Below are 15,994 nucleotides of genomic sequence, written 5' to 3'. Positions count from 1 at the left end.
GAAAAACCGCTTGTTGATTCGTTATAAAGATTTGAATATTTATACTAAGCTTAAAGTTAACTTTAAGGTCAACTATCTTAATCATCTTTTAAAAATAAAATTTATATGAAGACTCTCATCAAGTTTGTATCTTTTTAAACTTTAATTGTTTTTATTTTATTTCTTTTAAATGTCAAAGATTTGACATGTCAAAATTAAAGCCTTGACTTTAAAGTTAGCGTTAAACTTATAGTGACCACATTGGCTATTAATTAACACGTCTTGATAAAGACAACGGTAGCTACTCAGTCAATTAATGTAAAGGTGAACTCCAATGAATATAAAACAAGAATTTACTGAGGTTGAATTCGGGCAACAAAAAGTCAAAGTACCCAAAGGTGGTTATTATGACCGCTTTAGAATGAATCCTGACCTAGACAAAGTGGCTCAAGATCCAGCTGCTGGCAATATCAACTTTTTCCGCCATATTCCTAAAAAAATCGTAGAATCCCGAGTAGGTTCTGTTTGGGCACCCAACTTTTATTATCGTAGTGCAAATGTTCAGCTATTAATGCTTGCACCCATTAAGCAGATTAAAGCAAAACTGCCTGCTGCCTTAACACCATTACAACTATTTCCGGGTTATGGTTTGGTCGCCGTTACCTTCTTTACCTATTCAGTTTGTGACAATGACCCTTATAACGAAGTGTCGATTGCGATTGTTGTACGTAAACCTAATGCTCGTGGGCCACATATTGCAGAGTTAATGAAATCGATGCGTCAACGTCATTTTTATGCTCATGTTTTAGCTTTGCCTGTTGATACTGAAATTGCCAGAGTGCGTGGTGTATATGGTTACCAATTACCAAAATGGTTAACTCAAATTGATGTCGAGATTAACTCAAAAGAAGTGCAAGCCCATATTTTTGATATTAATGGAAAATTAGATTTAAGTTTAAAAACTGCTGTTCCTACTTTAAAACGTGTCGATTCTGAAACACATATTAATAAAGCAACTATGCTACATGTTGTTGATGGCAAATGGCACCAGACAGAGGTTCAGTCCAACATTCTTTCTTTTGCAAAAAAGCTTTTTCCAAAGGAAGTACGACTTGTGAAAAACGAAGGCCCTTTAACAAAGCTATTAAATGAACTAGGTGCTTCAAAAATTTTGCGTTTAGATGTTATAGAAGATGCGCAAGTCGTCCTTAATTTGCCTACCGTAATTAATTTAAAAGCATAAATAAAAAGGCCGTTTTTAACTACGTTTGAAAGTTTGAATTTATAGGCATCTTTTCAAGCGTAGTTAATTAGCCATTACTCATAAATTTAACTTAGAACACCTTTTTTACAGACACTGTAAAAGTCGAATCGATGGGATTTGAAACAGGTGCGCCTACCTCACCATTGCTATACTTTTTATAATAAGCATTTTTATCCCATGCCTTGGTATAGGCTAAGCCAGTACTCCAACCATCACCTAAATCTTTTATGAGTTCGGCTTTAACATCCTGAAAGTTCGACTCTGAAAAATTTTTGATTCTTTCATAGCCATAATGGGCGCCAAAAGTCCAAGTGTCACCGATAGGCTGGGTAAAGTTAAGATCTAAATAACTTGAACCTCTCGACCTTTTACCAGCAGGTCCACCCATGGTCTTAGAGTTATAACCGGCATAATCTGGTGTGTAGGTAACAAAGTATTTAAGGCTTAAAGGACCATAGCCAATTTGAGGTACGATTTCACCATAGTTATAACTGCTGCTCCCCGTTTCTGGTGTACTTTTTGCGCCTGGATAGTAGTAGTAAAAAACCGACATCCCAATTGAAAATTTATCGATTGTTTTTAAATAACCTGTATAAAAATCCCATTCAACTGAAGCATCCCGCAGATAGTTGGAACTTACACTTGATGCCCAAGTCCCTACAAAAAAACCATTAGGATTAATATAATCTAGGCCACCTTGTAAGGCTGGTTTACCCCATGTTTGTTGGAAACCACGTGAAATATATTGACTAGCAAAAGTAACATTTGCGCTATATGGAGAGGTTTTTTCTTGTTCTTTTAATTGTTCTGCATGTACAACGCTAGTAGACATAATAAGTGAAGCTAAACCTAAAATTTTTCTCATTCAATAATTCCTTTTACATATTACCTATAGGTTTAAAGTTTTAAAATAACATGAAATATCCAGTTTAAGAACCTTAAAAGTTTATAAATTCAAGTTTCTAGACACATCTTCTTCGCTATAAATCTCTTCAATACAATCTAAAATTTTTGGAATGTAGGAACTTTGATCCATGTTTCGCATAGATAGAGAGATTGGACTATAGGCTTCTAAGTCCAAGATATTTAAATAAGTTAGATTCTTCATTCCAATATCACAGGCACTTTCTGGAATAATACAAATACCCTCGCCCGATGCCACCAAACCAAGCGCCATGTGAATTTCTCGTACTTCGGTCAGCTTGGCTGGGATTAAACCTAACTTGGTAAATAAAGCTTGAATAGTGGTCGAAAAATTAGGCTTAGGTGTCGTTGGGTAAGAAAAAATCGTCTCGTTGATAATTTGAGATAGGTAAATTCCTGAATCTTGAAACTCACTTAATGGATGCTTTTTATGAATCGCGAGTTTTAATTTTTCTTTTCTAAGCAATAGCCTTTTAATCGCTGGATCACTAATGGGTAATCGGCCAAAACCTAAATCGATTTTGCCTAACTTTAAAGCTTCGACCTGATCTCGTGTGCCACATTCAATAAGCTCGACATGAATGTCAGGATTTTTTTGCCTAAATAGATAAATGACCTGTGGTAAACGCCCATACAGAAGTGAACTGACATAGCCAACTTTGACAATGTTCTCTACCAGCTTCATTTTTTTAGCCATCGAAGCAGCTTGAGCCGTATGCGTCAAAATTTGAACGGCATGTTGGTAAAAAAACAGCCCTGCTTCTGTCACTTTTAATGGACGTGACCCTTTCACAAACAAATCAATGCCTAATTCTTCTTCTAGTTTTTTGATTTGACGCGTGAGTGGTGGCTGGGCAATAAAAAGCTTCTCAGCCGCTTTAGTCAGACTTTGTTCTTCCACAACGGTAACAAAATAACGTAAATGTCTTAATTCCATTAATATACCTTTTTAGTATCTTAAAATACCGTTCTATATCTATTTTAGGCTATTACATTCTTCTATGGTATGTAAACAAGTTCGTAATAGTTGAAACTTCATGTATAGAACCATAGAAACCATACTTGTGGATATTCCAACTATCCGTCCTCACCAGTTGTCTGTGACTACAATGCGTACTCAGACTTTGGTGCTCGTTAAAATTACGACCACGGATGGTATTGTAGGTTGGGGTGAAGCGACCACCATTGGTGGACTGAACTATGGTGAAGAAAGTCCTGAAAGTGTCAAAGCCAATATTGATACTTACTTTGCACCATTACTCGCATCAGTTAAAGATTTAAATGTTGCTCAAACACTAAAACTGATTCGTAAGAATATTAATGGTAACCGTTTTGCGAAATGTGCCATTCAGACTGCTCTACTTGATATTCAGGCAAAACGTTTAGGCGTGCCGTTAAGTGAAGTTTTAGGTGGCCGTCTGCGTAATAGTTTACCTGTACTTTGGACGCTCGCGTCTGGTGACACTGAAAAAGATATTGCTGAAGCTCGAAAAATGATTGAGTTGAAACGTCATAACACGTTCAAACTCAAAATTGGTGCACGCCATTTGCAACATGATGTTGATCATGTGATTGCAATTAAAAAAGCACTAGGTGCAGATATTAGTGTACGTGTTGACGTAAATCGTGCATGGTCAGAGCTGGAATGCATTCAAGGTATTCAACAACTGCAAGATGGCGGGATTGATTTAATTGAACAGCCTTGTGCTATTCAAAATACTGAAGCACTTGCGCGTTTAACACGTCGTTTTGATGTAGCCATTATGGCGGATGAAGCTTTAACTGGACCTGACAGTGCATACCGTATTGCAAAAAATCATGGTGCAGATGTATTTGCCGTGAAGATTGAACAATCAGGTGGCCTGATTGAAGCATGTGAAGTTGGCAAAATTGCTGGTTTAGCTGGAATCGACCTATATGGCGGTACCATGCTTGAAGGCCCTGTAGGAAGTATTGCTTCTGCTCATGCATTTGCAACTTTTGAAACGTTAGCGTTCGGTACTGAATTATTTGGTCCGTTATTACTGACCGAAGAAATTTTAAAAGAGCCGCTACGTTACGAAAACTTTGAATTGCATTTGCCAACAGCTCCGGGCTTAGGCATTGAAATTGATGAAGATAAGATTGAGAAATTACGTCGTTAAGGCAACAGGATAAGGAGTTTCCCATGTTATTTCATGTACGTATGGATGTGCATATTCCACTTGATATGCCAGCCGACAAAGCAAATGAAATTAAAGCTGTTGAAAAAGCTTATTCGCAAGAATTACAACGCCAAGGTAAATGGCGTCATATCTGGCGTATTACAGGCCAGTATTCAAATATCAGTATTTTTGATGTTGAGAGCAATGAAGAATTGCACAATATTTTACAGGGTTTACCTCTCTATCCCTACATGAACATCGAAGTGATAGCACTTAATCGCCACCCTTCTTCTGTTCGTGATGATGATTCGTAAATCAAAAGAATTTTTTAAATGTGATCTCTGAAGTCCATTTAAAAACCAAGCAGATTATTCAGAAGGTAACAAGGAACGTGGCGGCAATTATTCGCTAGCAAGACAAAATGCCCGCAGCGCTGCCACCCAAAACCGTATTGCATACTTAAGGAGTTTTAGTATGAACCGTCAACAAATTGATGCGCTTGTAAAACAAATGAATGTCGACACTGCAAAAGGCGAAGTTGATGCACGTGTTCAACAAATTGTAGTGCGCCTTCTCGGGGATTTATTTCAAGCCATTGAAGATTTAGACATCCAACCATCAGAAGTATGGAAAGGTTTGGAATATTTCACAGATGCTGGTCAAGCAAACGAACTTGGTCTTTTGGCAGCTGGCTTAGGTTTAGAGCATTATCTTGATTTACGTGCAGATGAAGCTGATGCCAAAGCTGGTGTTACGGGTGGCACACCACGTACCATCGAAGGCCCACTTTATGTAGCTGGCGCGCCTGAATCTGTTGGTTTTGCACGTATGGATGATGGTACAGAATCTGGCAAAATCGATACCTTAATTATTGAAGGTACTGTAACTGATACTGATGGCAATATCATTGAAAATGCCAAAGTTGAAGTATGGCATGCCAACAGTTTGGGTAACTATTCATTCTTTGATAAGTCTCAATCTGACTTCAACTTACGTCGTACCATCTTGACTGATGCTGATGGTAAGTATGTTGCATTAACAACTATGCCTGTAGGTTATGGTTGCCCGCCAGAAGGTACAACTCAGGCCCTTCTTAACAAATTAGGCCGTCATGGTAACCGTCCATCTCACGTTCATTACTTCGTTTCTGCACCAGGTTACCGCAAGCTGACTACTCAATTCAACATTGAGGGTGATGAGTACTTATGGGATGACTTTGCTTTCGCAACTCGTGATGGCTTAGTGGCAACAGCAGTTGATGTAACTGACCCAGCTGAAATCCAACGCCGTGGTTTAGATCACGCTTTCAAACACATCACATTTAACATCGAACTTGTTAAAGATGCCGCTGCTGCTCCTTCAACTGAAGTTGAACGTCGTCGCGCTAGCGCTTAATTGAAAGTATATGTGAGTTAAAAGTTCGCTTTTGGCTCACAAAATTTATTCCATTTATTACTACCATTAAGAATTTAAGTAAATTTTTAGCGGTAGTAATACATCACGTTACCTCATGCTCTAAGGTTTCTCACATGATTGACAAAAGTAAGTCCTCACTAAGCGAGGTTCTATCGCAGATTAAAGATGGTGCAACCATTCTGATTGGTGGTTTCGGTACCGCAGGACAACCCGCTGAACTCATTGATGGTCTGATTGAACTCGGTGTTAAAGGCTTAACCATCGTCAGTAACAATGCCGGTAATGGCGATTATGGTCTGGCGAAACTGCTTAAAGCCGGTTCGGTTAAAAAAGTCATCTGTTCTTTCCCACGTCAGTCAGACTCTTATGTGTTTGATGAACTTTACCGTGCCGGAAAGGTCGAGCTTGAAGTGGTACCACAAGGTAATCTGGCTTGCCGTATTCAAGCTGCTGGTATGGGCCTAGGCGCTGTATTTACCCCAACTGGCTTTGGAACACTTTTGGCCGAAGGTAAAGAGACCCGTGAGATTGATGGGAAAGATTACGTACTCGAATATCCGATCAAGGCTGACTTTGCCTTGATTAAAGCCTATAAGGGCGACCGCTGGGGCAATCTGGTTTACCGTAAATCTGCACGTAACTTTGGTCCGATTATGGCCATGGCTGCAGATGTCACCATTGCTCAGGTTTCTGAAGTGGTTGAACTAGGTGGATTAGACCCAGAACACATCATCACCCCGGGTATCTTTGTACAGCATGTTGTACAAGTAGCGCCAGCACAGTGAGCAATAAGGAGAAATAACATGAGCTACCAGAAACTCAGCCGTGACCAGATTGCAAAACGTGTGGCACAAGATATTCCAGATGGCGCCTATGTAAACCTAGGCATTGGTTTACCAACCAAGATTGCGAGCTACTTACCTAACGACAAAGATATTTTCCTTCATTCTGAAAATGGCCTGTTGGCTTTTGGCCCTCCGCCAGCAGCAGGTGAAGAAGACCCTGAACTGATTAATGCGGGTAAAGAGTTTGTGACCATGCTTGAAGGCGGCAGCTTTTTTCATCATGGCGACTCATTTGCGATGATGCGTGGTGGTCACCTTGATATTGCTGTACTGGGTGCATTTCAGGTTGCTGCGAATGGTGATTTGGCCAACTGGCACACAGGTGCACCGGATGCGATTCCTGCGGTAGGTGGTGCGATGGATTTAGCTGTAGGTGCCAAGAAAGTATTTATCACCACAGACCATGTAACCAAGCAAGGTGAGCCAAAGATTGTGGCTGAGTTGAGCTATCCAGTTACGGGTAAACACTGCGTTGACCGGATTTACACCGATCTTTGTGTGATTGATGTGACCAAAGATGGTTTAAAGGTGATTGAGAAAGTTGCAGGTCTTAGCTTTGATGAGTTACAGGCTTTAACTGGTGCAACTTTGATTGATGCGACACAAGGGTAAGGTTTATACAGCATAGTCAATCCTACTACCGTCATTGCCTATAAAGGATAGTGGTCTTCGAAAGCCCTTTGTATAGGCAATACCTTACTTTTTAAGGATAAAAAGTAACAAAAATCCTTTGTTACTCAGACACAACTTCCCTGTTGTGCTGAGCAACGAGGCGACATCCATGTCGCCACCGCGAAATACTTACGGAGAATGGCTAAAAAGGCCTGAAGTAAAGGACAAAAGTTAGAATGAAAAACGCTTATATCATCGATGCCATCCGTACTCCATTCGGTCGTTATGCTGGTGGTCTTGCTCCTGTTCGTGCCGATGACCTTGGCGCTGTGCCGATTAAAGCCCTCATGCAACGCAACCCCAATGTAGATTGGGAACAGGTCGATGATGTGATCTATGGTTGTGCGAACCAAGCAGGTGAAGATAACCGTAATGTGGGCCGTATGTCGGCACTGCTTGCAGGTTTACCGTATCAAGTACCGGCAACCACCATTAACCGTTTGTGTGGTTCTTCACTCGATGCGATTGCCATTGCTGCCCGTGCCATTAAAGCAGGTGAAGCGAACTTGGTGATTGCAGGTGGTGTGGAAAGCATGAGCCGTGCACCTTATGTGATGGGTAAGTCTGACAGTGCTTTTGGCCGTAGCCAGAAGATTGAAGACACCACCATGGGATGGCGTTTCATTAACCCTAAACTTAAAGAATTGTATGGTGTAGACACCATGCCCCAGACTGCCGAAAACGTGGCTGAACAGTTTAACGTGAATCGTGCAGATCAGGACCAGTTTGCCTTGGTGAGCCAACAACGCACCGCAAGCGCGCAAGCCAAAGGCTTTTTTTCTAAAGAAATCGTGGCAGTTGAAATCCCTCAGCGTAAGGGTGATGCTGTTGTGATTGATACCGATGAACATCCACGTGCGTCGACCACACTTGAAGCTTTAAGCAAACTTAAGCCTGTGGTTAAAGCAGATGGTTCTGTGACTGCAGGCAATGCTTCAGGTATTAATGATGGTGCAGCAGCTCTACTGATTGCTTCTGATGAGGCAGTTCAAGCTTACAACCTCAAACCACGTGCCAAGATCATTGCTTCAACAGCGGTCGGTGTAGAACCACGCATTATGGGTTTTGCCCCAGCACCAGCCATTAAAAAATTACTTAAACAAGCTAACCTGACTTTAGATCAGATGGATGTGATTGAGCTCAATGAAGCCTTTGCTGCACAGGCTTTGGCAGTGACCCGTGATTTAGGCTTGCCAGACGATAGCAACAAGGTAAATCCAAACGGTGGTGCAATTGCTTTGGGCCATCCACTTGGTGCATCAGGTGCACGCCTCGTGACCACCGCCCTAAACCAGCTTGAGCAAACAGGTGGTCGTTACGCCTTGTGTTCAATGTGTATTGGTGTAGGTCAAGGCATCGCCTTAATTATTGAACGTGTTGAAGCACTTTAAGGAGAAACAAATGCCATCTTTTCAATCTGCCGATGCACAAATTAACTATCAAACCTTTGGCGAACCATCTTCCCCTGCTCTGGTGTTTTCCAATTCTTTGGGCACCAACTATGGCATGTGGCAAAAACAGTTTAATGAGTTAAAAGATCAATTTTTTGTGATCTGCTATGACACTCGTGGTCATGGTTCATCATCTACGCCTAACGGCCCATACACTGTAGAGCAATTAGGTGAAGATGTTGTCCGTTTACTGGATCATCTGAATATTAGCAAAGCTGCTTTTTGTGGTATTTCTATGGGTGGTTTAACGGGTCAATGGCTTGCGATTCACTACCCTGACCGTTTTAGTCATGTGGTTGTGGCAAATACTGCCGCTAAAATTGGACAAGAACAAGCATGGCTTGACCGTGCAAAATTAGTACGTGAGCAAGGTTTACAACCGATCGCAGCTACAGCAGCTTCGCGATGGTTTACAGATCCCTTTATCCAAAGTCATCCTTCAATCGTCAACAACCTGTGTAACGACTTGAGTGCTGGCAGCGCAATGGGTTATGCCAATTGTTGTGAGGCTTTGGCTAAAGCGGATGTCCGTGAGCAGTTAAAAGACATCAAAATTCCTGTATTAGTCGTTGCTGGAACTCAAGACCCTGTAACAACCGTTGCAGATGGTGAATTTATGCAGCAACGCATTCCACAATCAAAACTTGCAGAAATAGATGCTTCTCATATTTCCAATGTAGAACAATCAGAAGCTTTTAATAAGATCCTAAAAGATTTTTTAGTGAGCTAATTTTAAGTTTAAGAATTAAAAAAATGGCCTTTATAGGCCATTTTTTATATCTCGCAGAATCTTAAAACTTAGTACCGAATCATGACCGATTTTAATTCGGTGTAATCTTCAATAAATGCATCTGAAAACTCTCTGCCAATTCCTGAAGCTTTTACCCCGCCAAATGGAACTGATGGATCTAAGAACGTATGCATATTGACCCACAAGGTGCCTGCTTCAATCTTAGGAATTAAACGTAAAGCTTTAGATAAGTCATTTGTCCAAATACTTGCAGTTAAACCAAAGCGAGATTGATTCATCAGTTGAATGAGCTCTTCATCAGTTTCGAATGGCATTACTCCGACCACTGGACCAAAAGTTTCTTCTGAAAATAAAGGATCATCCGTATTTTTAAAGGAAATTAAAGTCGGTTGTACAAAATATCCGGTCTGATCTAAAGCCTCACCACCAGCAATAATCTGATTGTTGGCTTTAGCCATATCTAAATAATGTTTTACTTTATGAAAATGTGGCTGATTCGAGAGTGGACCAAACATACTTCCTTCATCCATAGCCGATCCAATTTTGAACTGCGAGAGTGCTTTAGAGAGTTTCTCGACAAGTTCATCATATTTTGTACGGTGTACAAAAAAACGCTCGGGGGATGCACAAACTTGACCTTGATGCACAAAAGTTGCTTGCAACAAAGTTGGTAAAATCTCATCGATATTCGCATCAGCCAAAACGGCTATGGCATTTTTACCACCCAACTCTAGACTAACACGGGTTAAATCACTGCTCATCGCGAGCTTACCAATGGCAATGCCCGTTGGTACTGAACCTGTAAATGAGACTTTCTTAACGAGTGGCGATTCAATTAAATATTGTCCTGTATCGCCTTTACCCGTAACCACATTAATTACGCCAGCCGGAATACCTGCCTCAATGGCAAGTTCGGCTAACCGTAATAAAGATAAGCTGGCAAACTCACTTGGCTTAAGCACAATGGTACAGCCAGTTGTTAAAGCTGAACCAATTTTCCAAACACTAATCATGAGTGAAAAATTCCAAGGCACGATACCTGCGACCACACCAATCGGTTGTCTTAAAGTAAAGGCCGTATATTTTTCACCTTGCATTGATGGAATAGAAGGTTGCATGGTTTGGCCATTAATTTTGGTTGCCCAACCAGCAAAATATCTTAAGAAAATAACAGATTGTGCCACTTCAAGATGGCGGGAAATATTGATGAGTTTTCCAGTAGATAAAGTCTCAAGCTGAGCAAGTTCTTCACCATATTGTTCAATTAAATCTGCCAACTTGTTTAGTTTAACGCCACGTTCATACGGCGTAGTTTCAGCCCAAGCATTTTGAAAAGCATGTTCAGCACTTTTCACGGCACTTTCGACATCGTGTTGACTACCAATACTAATTTGAGCAACCACTTGTTCAGTCGATGGATTTACAATATCTACTTTATCTAAATGCTCAGCAGCAACTAATTTTCCATCAATAAAATGTCCATGTTGACGCGCCATAAATTGCTGTACGCTTGCTAAAATCTGAACTTCACTCATTTTTATTTCTCTCAATTCATTTAAAAGGATCTATTAATAGATGTATTGCAAAATTAACTGTGCATACACATTGGTTTTGTCATCGTAGTTTTGAGTGCCGCCACTCTGGATATCCTGTTTAGGCTTATAGAGTCCAACCAACGGAATAACGTTAAGTTTTTTATTGACGGACCAAACCGAGAACACATCCAGCTCATGTCCATCCACATTACTTAAAGACTTATTTACTGTTTTGAACTTATAGGCCAAAGCACCTAACATGAAATTTTCTTTTAGATTCATACTGTAAGAGACTTGATGGATATCTGCATTTTTATTAAATGGGCCAGCATAATTTCCAGCAACTTCTCCCTGAAACCACGTGCCAAAACCGACCGTATTCCCATAAAACATGGGGTCGTATTGGTCTGAAAAATGGCTAAAACGGTAACCTAATGAGGGCGTATATTTTGAAGATAAAAAGTTATAATTCAGCCCGACGTAACCTGCATTTTCCGTACTATCTTTTTTATCTTGAATAACAAACTCAGACTTAACTTGTAGCTCTGGTAAAGGTTGATAATTCAAACGTAAAGCATAATTTTTAAGGTCTTGTCGTCCTGAAACCTGTTCAGCATCTTTAAGATCTAATACATTTAAATAGGTAAACCCAACGCCCTTATCTTTAAGCTGATACATCAGATCAGTCACAAAGAGTTCTGGGGAAAATTGTGCTTTATTGTCGGACTTTAAATAAGCCAGCTTTAGCGTTGTATTTTCCTGCGGTTTGTATTGAAGCAAACTTGTAAAATCAAAGCTTCGACGAGCTGCTAGATAATATGCCCCGCCCCGATCTAGTATGCCCTCCGCAGGTGCTTTACCGAGATTTAATGCATCACCCGCAATGAAGAACCCATCACCAATCATGATATTTTGTCGACCAATACTTAAATCATAGGTCGTTAATTCATCTTTATTGGTGCCATCTTTAAAACCAATAATCCATTCATTCACATCTGTTTTACGTTCTTTGCCATTACTATTTTGGCCGGCGTCACCATCACCAAATGTTGCCGAGCTAATACCGCTCAAGCTTGCATAGAGCTGATTGTTTTTAAAGGTATAGTTTCCCTTCGCACCATATTTAAGATGACCTTCTTGCCAATTGACTCTTTCATCATCTAGGTTTTCGCCGTTATAGCTTTTGCCGCTACTAAAAGCCCCAAAAGTTGCTTCAAAAGTTGGCTTAATTTCAAGCTCACCAGCATGCACAGTTGAAAAAAATGAGACAAAGAGAGTCCCTCTCACAACCTGAGAAAATAAATTTTTCATTGAGAAATTCCTTTTTTGCGAACGGCCTAACCGTGCTCAAGGATGGGTAACCGATTCGTTACCCACCCTAGATCATGCACCTGTTTAATGATGGTCGTGCTGTGTGTTTTGCTCGTCTTCACCCAAGTTTAAAGTCGGCGTGTTGTCAAAGAAGTTCCAAGGTTTGATGAGTGTATTTACCCATTCTGTTGGCATGATTGGCCACTCTTCAGCACGTGCCACATGCGTTGTACCTGTTGTCATCCACACCACAAGGTCTTTATTTTCAATATTTTCATTGTTGCCAATGAATTGTCCTAAGCCTGTATCATGAGTTGAACGGTTTGAATATTTCCCTTCAGGATAGCGTTCGTCTGGATTGTACTGAGTCACCCAAATTTGCTTATCCATAAAGTTCAAACGTTTAAATAACCATTCATCTTTAGAAAAATTGGCTCCTTTCGCCACAGGGTGTGTTCCACCTGCAAACGGAATGAGTTGGTAAGAAACTGGATTACCTAATTTATTTTCCTTGTTGAAATTCGTGAGTAAGCGAATGGTAGACGGATCAAATTTTTCAGCCGCATTTTGCTCATTCGTAATGACTTTACTATCAATTTGCATTGAGCTTGTACGAACACCACCTTTGTCATTAGCTTTCACCACAGGGTCCATATGCATAAAGCTGTTGTTTTCCCCATCTACGTCCATGTCTAAACGGAAGTTATAGATGTGTTGGTGCGTTGTACCCACAATATTATGGTCAATTAAAGTTCCATATTTAGTGTCTTCTTTTGCGGTACTGTCATGCATGGTGCGTGATTTAACACCTTTAACAGCTTCAATACCTGTTGCACCCGCATTAATCCCAATTACACCATTTTGGGCAAATACCCAGTCAAACATGTAATCATAGTTCCCCACTGTACTAATCCAGCGCACAACAAGTTCACGGCGGGCTTCACTCGCATCTTGGTTACCAAAAATTTCGTGATGTTTATATTCAGGCCCAGCATAACGTTCAAACACGGCAATGGCATTTGGAATCACTTGTGGCTGGCCTTTATAGTCTGCAATCACGGCATCAAGTAAAACAGCGTTGTCGGGTGCATCTGTTCCCGGAAGAATAGATGAGGTAAGGGTTCCCATACCATATTCGCCAGAGTCCAAATAAGATTTGAAGTACCAACCAATATCAGGGTCACCATATGGAACTACCATTCCACCCAAGTTCCCTTCATACATGACTTTACGCTTAACGCCTTTATCTTTATAGGTCACGGTTGAAAGCTGTAAGCCAACACGAGAATCTAACGCTACATGCAAACACCAGTTCCCCCAATGTATGGTTTGACCTGTAATGCTAAAGTTCTTACCCTCAGGTTCAGAAATATTGAGTGGTTTTAGCTTACTTGCTACGGGCTTATTCGACATATAAGGTCGATTTGCCATCGGCACAGGAATGATCGCACCTTCTTCAATCTTGATAATTTTTTCTTTATCTAAATCGACTACAGCAACTAGGTTCTCAATAGGATGCGCCCAATAATTGCCATCGCCGACATCGAGGTAAGCAACAACTTTTAATATATTGAGTTGTTTGTCTAGACCATCTTTACCGCCAAAATATCCAACAGTTAGTGGAGTAGCAATCACTTTCTTCACATCGGAAATGCCGCGTTTGCGTAACGCGTCTTGATATTCTTTACTTGTCTCAATTACGCGCTGTACAGCTTCAAAATTATCAAGCAACACCATTCCATGAGTGTCTTTAAGTACATTCCATTTTGTGACTTGTTGAGTATTAAGATTAACTTCACCTTCAATCGCTTGACTCCCCTTTAACAAAATAAATGAGGCAATACGATCTTCTTTAAATTCTTTGTGATTAATAAAGTAATCCCAGACTTTGGCTTTTTCTGGTTCTTTTAACTTTAACTCGGCAAAACGCATATTTTTATAGGCGTATTTCGAGCGATTAATCACATCAAATGTCTTTTTAATTTCGTCAGAATTTAAGCTATTGAGCGGGTGAAACGTATTTTCAATTTTAAAAGTTTGATCTAAACCAGACTGGAATACTTCATTAAAAAAGTCTTTTCCAATAACAGGCTTACCATCTTTGATTAGTAAAGGGACACTGAGCTTGAAAGGTTTGCCGTTCACCAAAACCTGATCTGAATTGGGTTTAGCTCGAACCACCATAGAACCTTTGGTGATCATATAAGTATTGGTAAAATCGTCTTTGACAACTTTAGCGCCTTGCTCACTCATGTTTTGATAAAGTGAGACCATTTCGGCCTTGCCACCATGCGCAAACGCTTGAGTATTGAGTCCCCAAAAGCTTGCAGCGATTGATAAGTTAAGTGCCAGTATTTTTTGTATGTCATTCAATAATCGTTGTTTACGCATTGGTTTCATCCTTTTCATCTATCCCTGAACTATCTGAATCAGACAGTTAAAATGCACTTTCCTGTGAGTGAAATTCGTTAGACCAACTTAATAGTTTTATAGTTATTAAGCTTATCTAACCTGCTCTAATGAATTTAATTTCAACACAGTTACATAGGGCTAGCTTGTTCAAGAATGACGTCGAATTTGTCTAAAAATGACATTGAGAGATGAAAGATTTAAACCGACATACCCTCTCTAAATTCTTTAGGAGAAATACCATAAGTCTTTTTAAAGATTTTTGAAAAATGAGCACCGTCCCAAAAACCCCATTTCAAGGCAACTTGGGTAATTGAGCTTTGTTTGTTCTTTTTATCAAGCAAATCTGCTTTGACTTTTTCTAGGCGTTTGAGCTGTATATATTTGTTAATAGATAAATTTTCTTGAAGAAATAAACGGTAGAGATGACGTAGCGACACCCCAATATGCTCTGCAATTAATTTAGGGGTTAAGTCAGGTTTTGCTAAGTTTTCTATAATATATCGCTCGGCTTTTTCCATTAGATTATTTGAGCTATTTATATTTTTATAATTGATTGTGGGTTTGATTAAGGCGATCAGCGCATCTTCAAAAGCATTACCATCTTCGGTTGCATACCAAAGTTTGATGTTTTCAGCAGACATATTTTTCAAAATATTCTTGAGCAAAAAACCACTCATATTTTGAGTAATCAGTTTTCCAAAATATTCGGTACTAATATTTTCTTTAAGTAATTTTTCACGCGACAGATGGACTGAAATCTGACTTACCAAACCTTGCGGATACATCGAAATTGTTTCGACCGGGTCCACCAACACAATATCGCCTTCATTCAAGCTTAAGGTTTCATTTTTATACTCGAGCAGCATTTTTCCCGAATACTGTAAAATCAAAAAACAAAAACGATTATTCACTCGATCGATTTCATCGGCTTTTCGGACAATTTTATTTGCATTGTTTTTGATAAAAGCAATTTCGGTATCGCCCAATAAAAAGCACTGAACCTCACCAATGAATAAATTACGGGTTCCGTCAAAATCGGTTTCAAAATTGCCGCACACACTTTTAATATGGTGCGTCCATGTGAGTAATGCATCACTTACATATTGGTTCATCCCTTACCTCTCTATACATGTGCAACCGCTCAAAATTTTGCGTTTGTGGTGGTGCACTGTCTTGGCTTTTTACAATCTTGTTTTATTGATAAACAAATTGTGTGCCAGAAATTCCTTATCCTTGGAATTGTTTTGATGATAGTCAGCTAGATGTAAAGAAGCTGATAAATCAATTCAA

At 39.9% G+C, this 15,994-nt stretch carries 14 protein-coding genes; 8 read left to right on the top strand and 6 right to left on the bottom strand.

Annotation, left to right across the window (positions count from 1 at the left end):
* Positions 1 to 313 precede the first annotated feature (313 nt).
* On the top strand, positions 314 to 1,222 hold the full coding sequence (locus tag AC1PJ9_RS13555; protein WP_311087522.1) for an acetoacetate decarboxylase: 909 nt from the start codon (positions 314 to 316) through the stop codon (positions 1,220 to 1,222).
* A 91-nt stretch (positions 1,223 to 1,313) separates the two neighbouring features.
* On the opposite strand, the gene AC1PJ9_RS13550 is transcribed toward AC1PJ9_RS13555, so the two are convergent.
* Positions 1,314 to 2,108, bottom strand: a complete 795-nt coding sequence (locus tag AC1PJ9_RS13550; RefSeq protein ID WP_311087521.1) for a TorF family putative porin — start codon at positions 2,106 to 2,108, stop codon at positions 1,314 to 1,316.
* A gap of 81 nt (positions 2,109 to 2,189) precedes the next feature.
* Complete coding sequence (locus tag AC1PJ9_RS13545; RefSeq protein ID WP_311087520.1) at positions 2,190 to 3,104, bottom strand: LysR substrate-binding domain-containing protein; 915 nt, start codon at positions 3,102 to 3,104, stop codon at positions 2,190 to 2,192.
* 100 nt (positions 3,105 to 3,204) lie between these two features.
* On the opposite strand from AC1PJ9_RS13545, the gene AC1PJ9_RS13540 reads away from it, so the two are divergent.
* The 7 genes from AC1PJ9_RS13540 to pcaD all read left to right on the top strand — a co-directional run bounded on the left by AC1PJ9_RS13540 (position 3,205) and on the right by pcaD (position 9,425).
* A complete protein-coding gene (locus tag AC1PJ9_RS13540) occupies positions 3,205 to 4,311 on the top strand; it encodes a muconate/chloromuconate family cycloisomerase (RefSeq protein WP_311087519.1) in 1,107 nt (368 codons plus the stop codon).
* A gap of 23 nt (positions 4,312 to 4,334) precedes the next feature.
* On the top strand, positions 4,335 to 4,625 hold the full coding sequence (gene catC, locus AC1PJ9_RS13535; protein WP_311087518.1) for a muconolactone Delta-isomerase: 291 nt from the start codon (positions 4,335 to 4,337) through the stop codon (positions 4,623 to 4,625).
* 160 nt (positions 4,626 to 4,785) lie between these two features.
* Complete coding sequence (gene catA / locus AC1PJ9_RS13530) at positions 4,786 to 5,706, top strand: catechol 1,2-dioxygenase (protein WP_002113693.1); 921 nt, start codon at positions 4,786 to 4,788, stop codon at positions 5,704 to 5,706.
* 134 nt (positions 5,707 to 5,840) lie between these two features.
* On the top strand, positions 5,841 to 6,512 hold the full coding sequence (locus AC1PJ9_RS13525; RefSeq protein WP_005069060.1) for a 3-oxoacid CoA-transferase subunit A: 672 nt from the start codon (positions 5,841 to 5,843) through the stop codon (positions 6,510 to 6,512).
* Positions 6,513 to 6,530: 18 nt separating this feature from the next.
* Positions 6,531 to 7,184 carry a 3-oxoacid CoA-transferase subunit B gene (locus AC1PJ9_RS13520; protein ID WP_311087517.1) on the top strand — a complete coding sequence of 218 codons (654 nt, stop codon included), beginning with the start codon at positions 6,531 to 6,533 and terminating at the stop codon, positions 7,182 to 7,184.
* A 236-nt stretch (positions 7,185 to 7,420) separates the two neighbouring features.
* Positions 7,421 to 8,635, top strand: coding sequence for a 3-oxoadipyl-CoA thiolase (gene pcaF, locus AC1PJ9_RS13515; RefSeq protein ID WP_311087516.1), 1,215 nt, complete (start codon positions 7,421 to 7,423; stop codon positions 8,633 to 8,635).
* 10 nt (positions 8,636 to 8,645) lie between these two features.
* Positions 8,646 to 9,425, top strand: a complete 780-nt coding sequence (gene pcaD, locus AC1PJ9_RS13510; protein ID WP_311087515.1) for a 3-oxoadipate enol-lactonase — start codon at positions 8,646 to 8,648, stop codon at positions 9,423 to 9,425.
* Positions 9,426 to 9,493: 68 nt separating this feature from the next.
* Here pcaD and AC1PJ9_RS13505 read toward each other — a convergent pair whose 3' ends face one another.
* The 4 genes from AC1PJ9_RS13505 to feaR all read right to left on the bottom strand — a co-directional run bounded on the left by AC1PJ9_RS13505 (position 9,494) and on the right by feaR (position 15,816).
* The gene (locus tag AC1PJ9_RS13505) at positions 9,494 to 10,981 is read right to left on the bottom strand and encodes an NAD-dependent phenylacetaldehyde dehydrogenase (protein ID WP_311087514.1); all 1,488 of its coding nucleotides are present in this window, start codon (positions 10,979 to 10,981) and stop codon (positions 9,494 to 9,496) included.
* 33 nt (positions 10,982 to 11,014) lie between these two features.
* A complete protein-coding gene (locus AC1PJ9_RS13500; RefSeq protein WP_311088057.1) occupies positions 11,015 to 12,232 on the bottom strand; it encodes a hypothetical protein in 1,218 nt (405 codons plus the stop codon).
* A gap of 144 nt (positions 12,233 to 12,376) precedes the next feature.
* Entirely contained in the window at positions 12,377 to 14,692 is a 2,316-nt protein-coding gene (gene tynA, locus AC1PJ9_RS13495; RefSeq protein WP_198308545.1) for a primary-amine oxidase, read from the bottom strand.
* Positions 14,693 to 14,901: 209 nt separating this feature from the next.
* Positions 14,902 to 15,816 (bottom strand): transcriptional regulator FeaR, encoded by a 915-nt coding sequence (gene feaR, locus AC1PJ9_RS13490; RefSeq protein ID WP_004701415.1) that lies wholly within the window; start codon positions 15,814 to 15,816, stop codon positions 14,902 to 14,904.
* Positions 15,817 to 15,994 lie beyond the last annotated feature (178 nt).

The organism is Acinetobacter sp. 70_2 (genome assembly GCF_056736115.1).
This window is presented reverse-complemented; position numbering and strand designations above follow the sequence as displayed.

Bases quoted from the DNA above. Each gene is read 5' to 3' on its own strand.
- catC (WP_311087518.1), top strand. From the start codon at position 4,335: ATGTTATTTCATGTACGTATGGATGTGCATATTCCACTTGATATGCCA.
- AC1PJ9_RS13505 (WP_311087514.1), bottom strand. From the start codon at position 10,981: ATGAGTGAAGTTCAGATTTTAGCAAGCGTACAGCAATTTATGGCGCGT.
- feaR (WP_004701415.1), bottom strand. From the start codon at position 15,816: ATGAACCAATATGTAAGTGATGCATTACTCACATGGACGCACCATATT.
- pcaD (WP_311087515.1), top strand. From the start codon at position 8,646: ATGCCATCTTTTCAATCTGCCGATGCACAAATTAACTATCAAACCTTT.
- AC1PJ9_RS13545 (WP_311087520.1), bottom strand. From the start codon at position 3,104: ATGGAATTAAGACATTTACGTTATTTTGTTACCGTTGTGGAAGAACAA.
- catA (WP_002113693.1), top strand. From the start codon at position 4,786: ATGAACCGTCAACAAATTGATGCGCTTGTAAAACAAATGAATGTCGAC.
- AC1PJ9_RS13520 (WP_311087517.1), top strand. From the start codon at position 6,531: ATGAGCTACCAGAAACTCAGCCGTGACCAGATTGCAAAACGTGTGGCA.
- AC1PJ9_RS13555 (WP_311087522.1), top strand. From the start codon at position 314: ATGAATATAAAACAAGAATTTACTGAGGTTGAATTCGGGCAACAAAAA.
- AC1PJ9_RS13540 (WP_311087519.1), top strand. From the start codon at position 3,205: ATGTATAGAACCATAGAAACCATACTTGTGGATATTCCAACTATCCGT.
- AC1PJ9_RS13550 (WP_311087521.1), bottom strand. From the start codon at position 2,108: ATGAGAAAAATTTTAGGTTTAGCTTCACTTATTATGTCTACTAGCGTT.
- pcaF (WP_311087516.1), top strand. From the start codon at position 7,421: ATGAAAAACGCTTATATCATCGATGCCATCCGTACTCCATTCGGTCGT.
- AC1PJ9_RS13525 (WP_005069060.1), top strand. From the start codon at position 5,841: ATGATTGACAAAAGTAAGTCCTCACTAAGCGAGGTTCTATCGCAGATT.
- tynA (WP_198308545.1), bottom strand. From the start codon at position 14,692: ATGAAACCAATGCGTAAACAACGATTATTGAATGACATACAAAAAATA.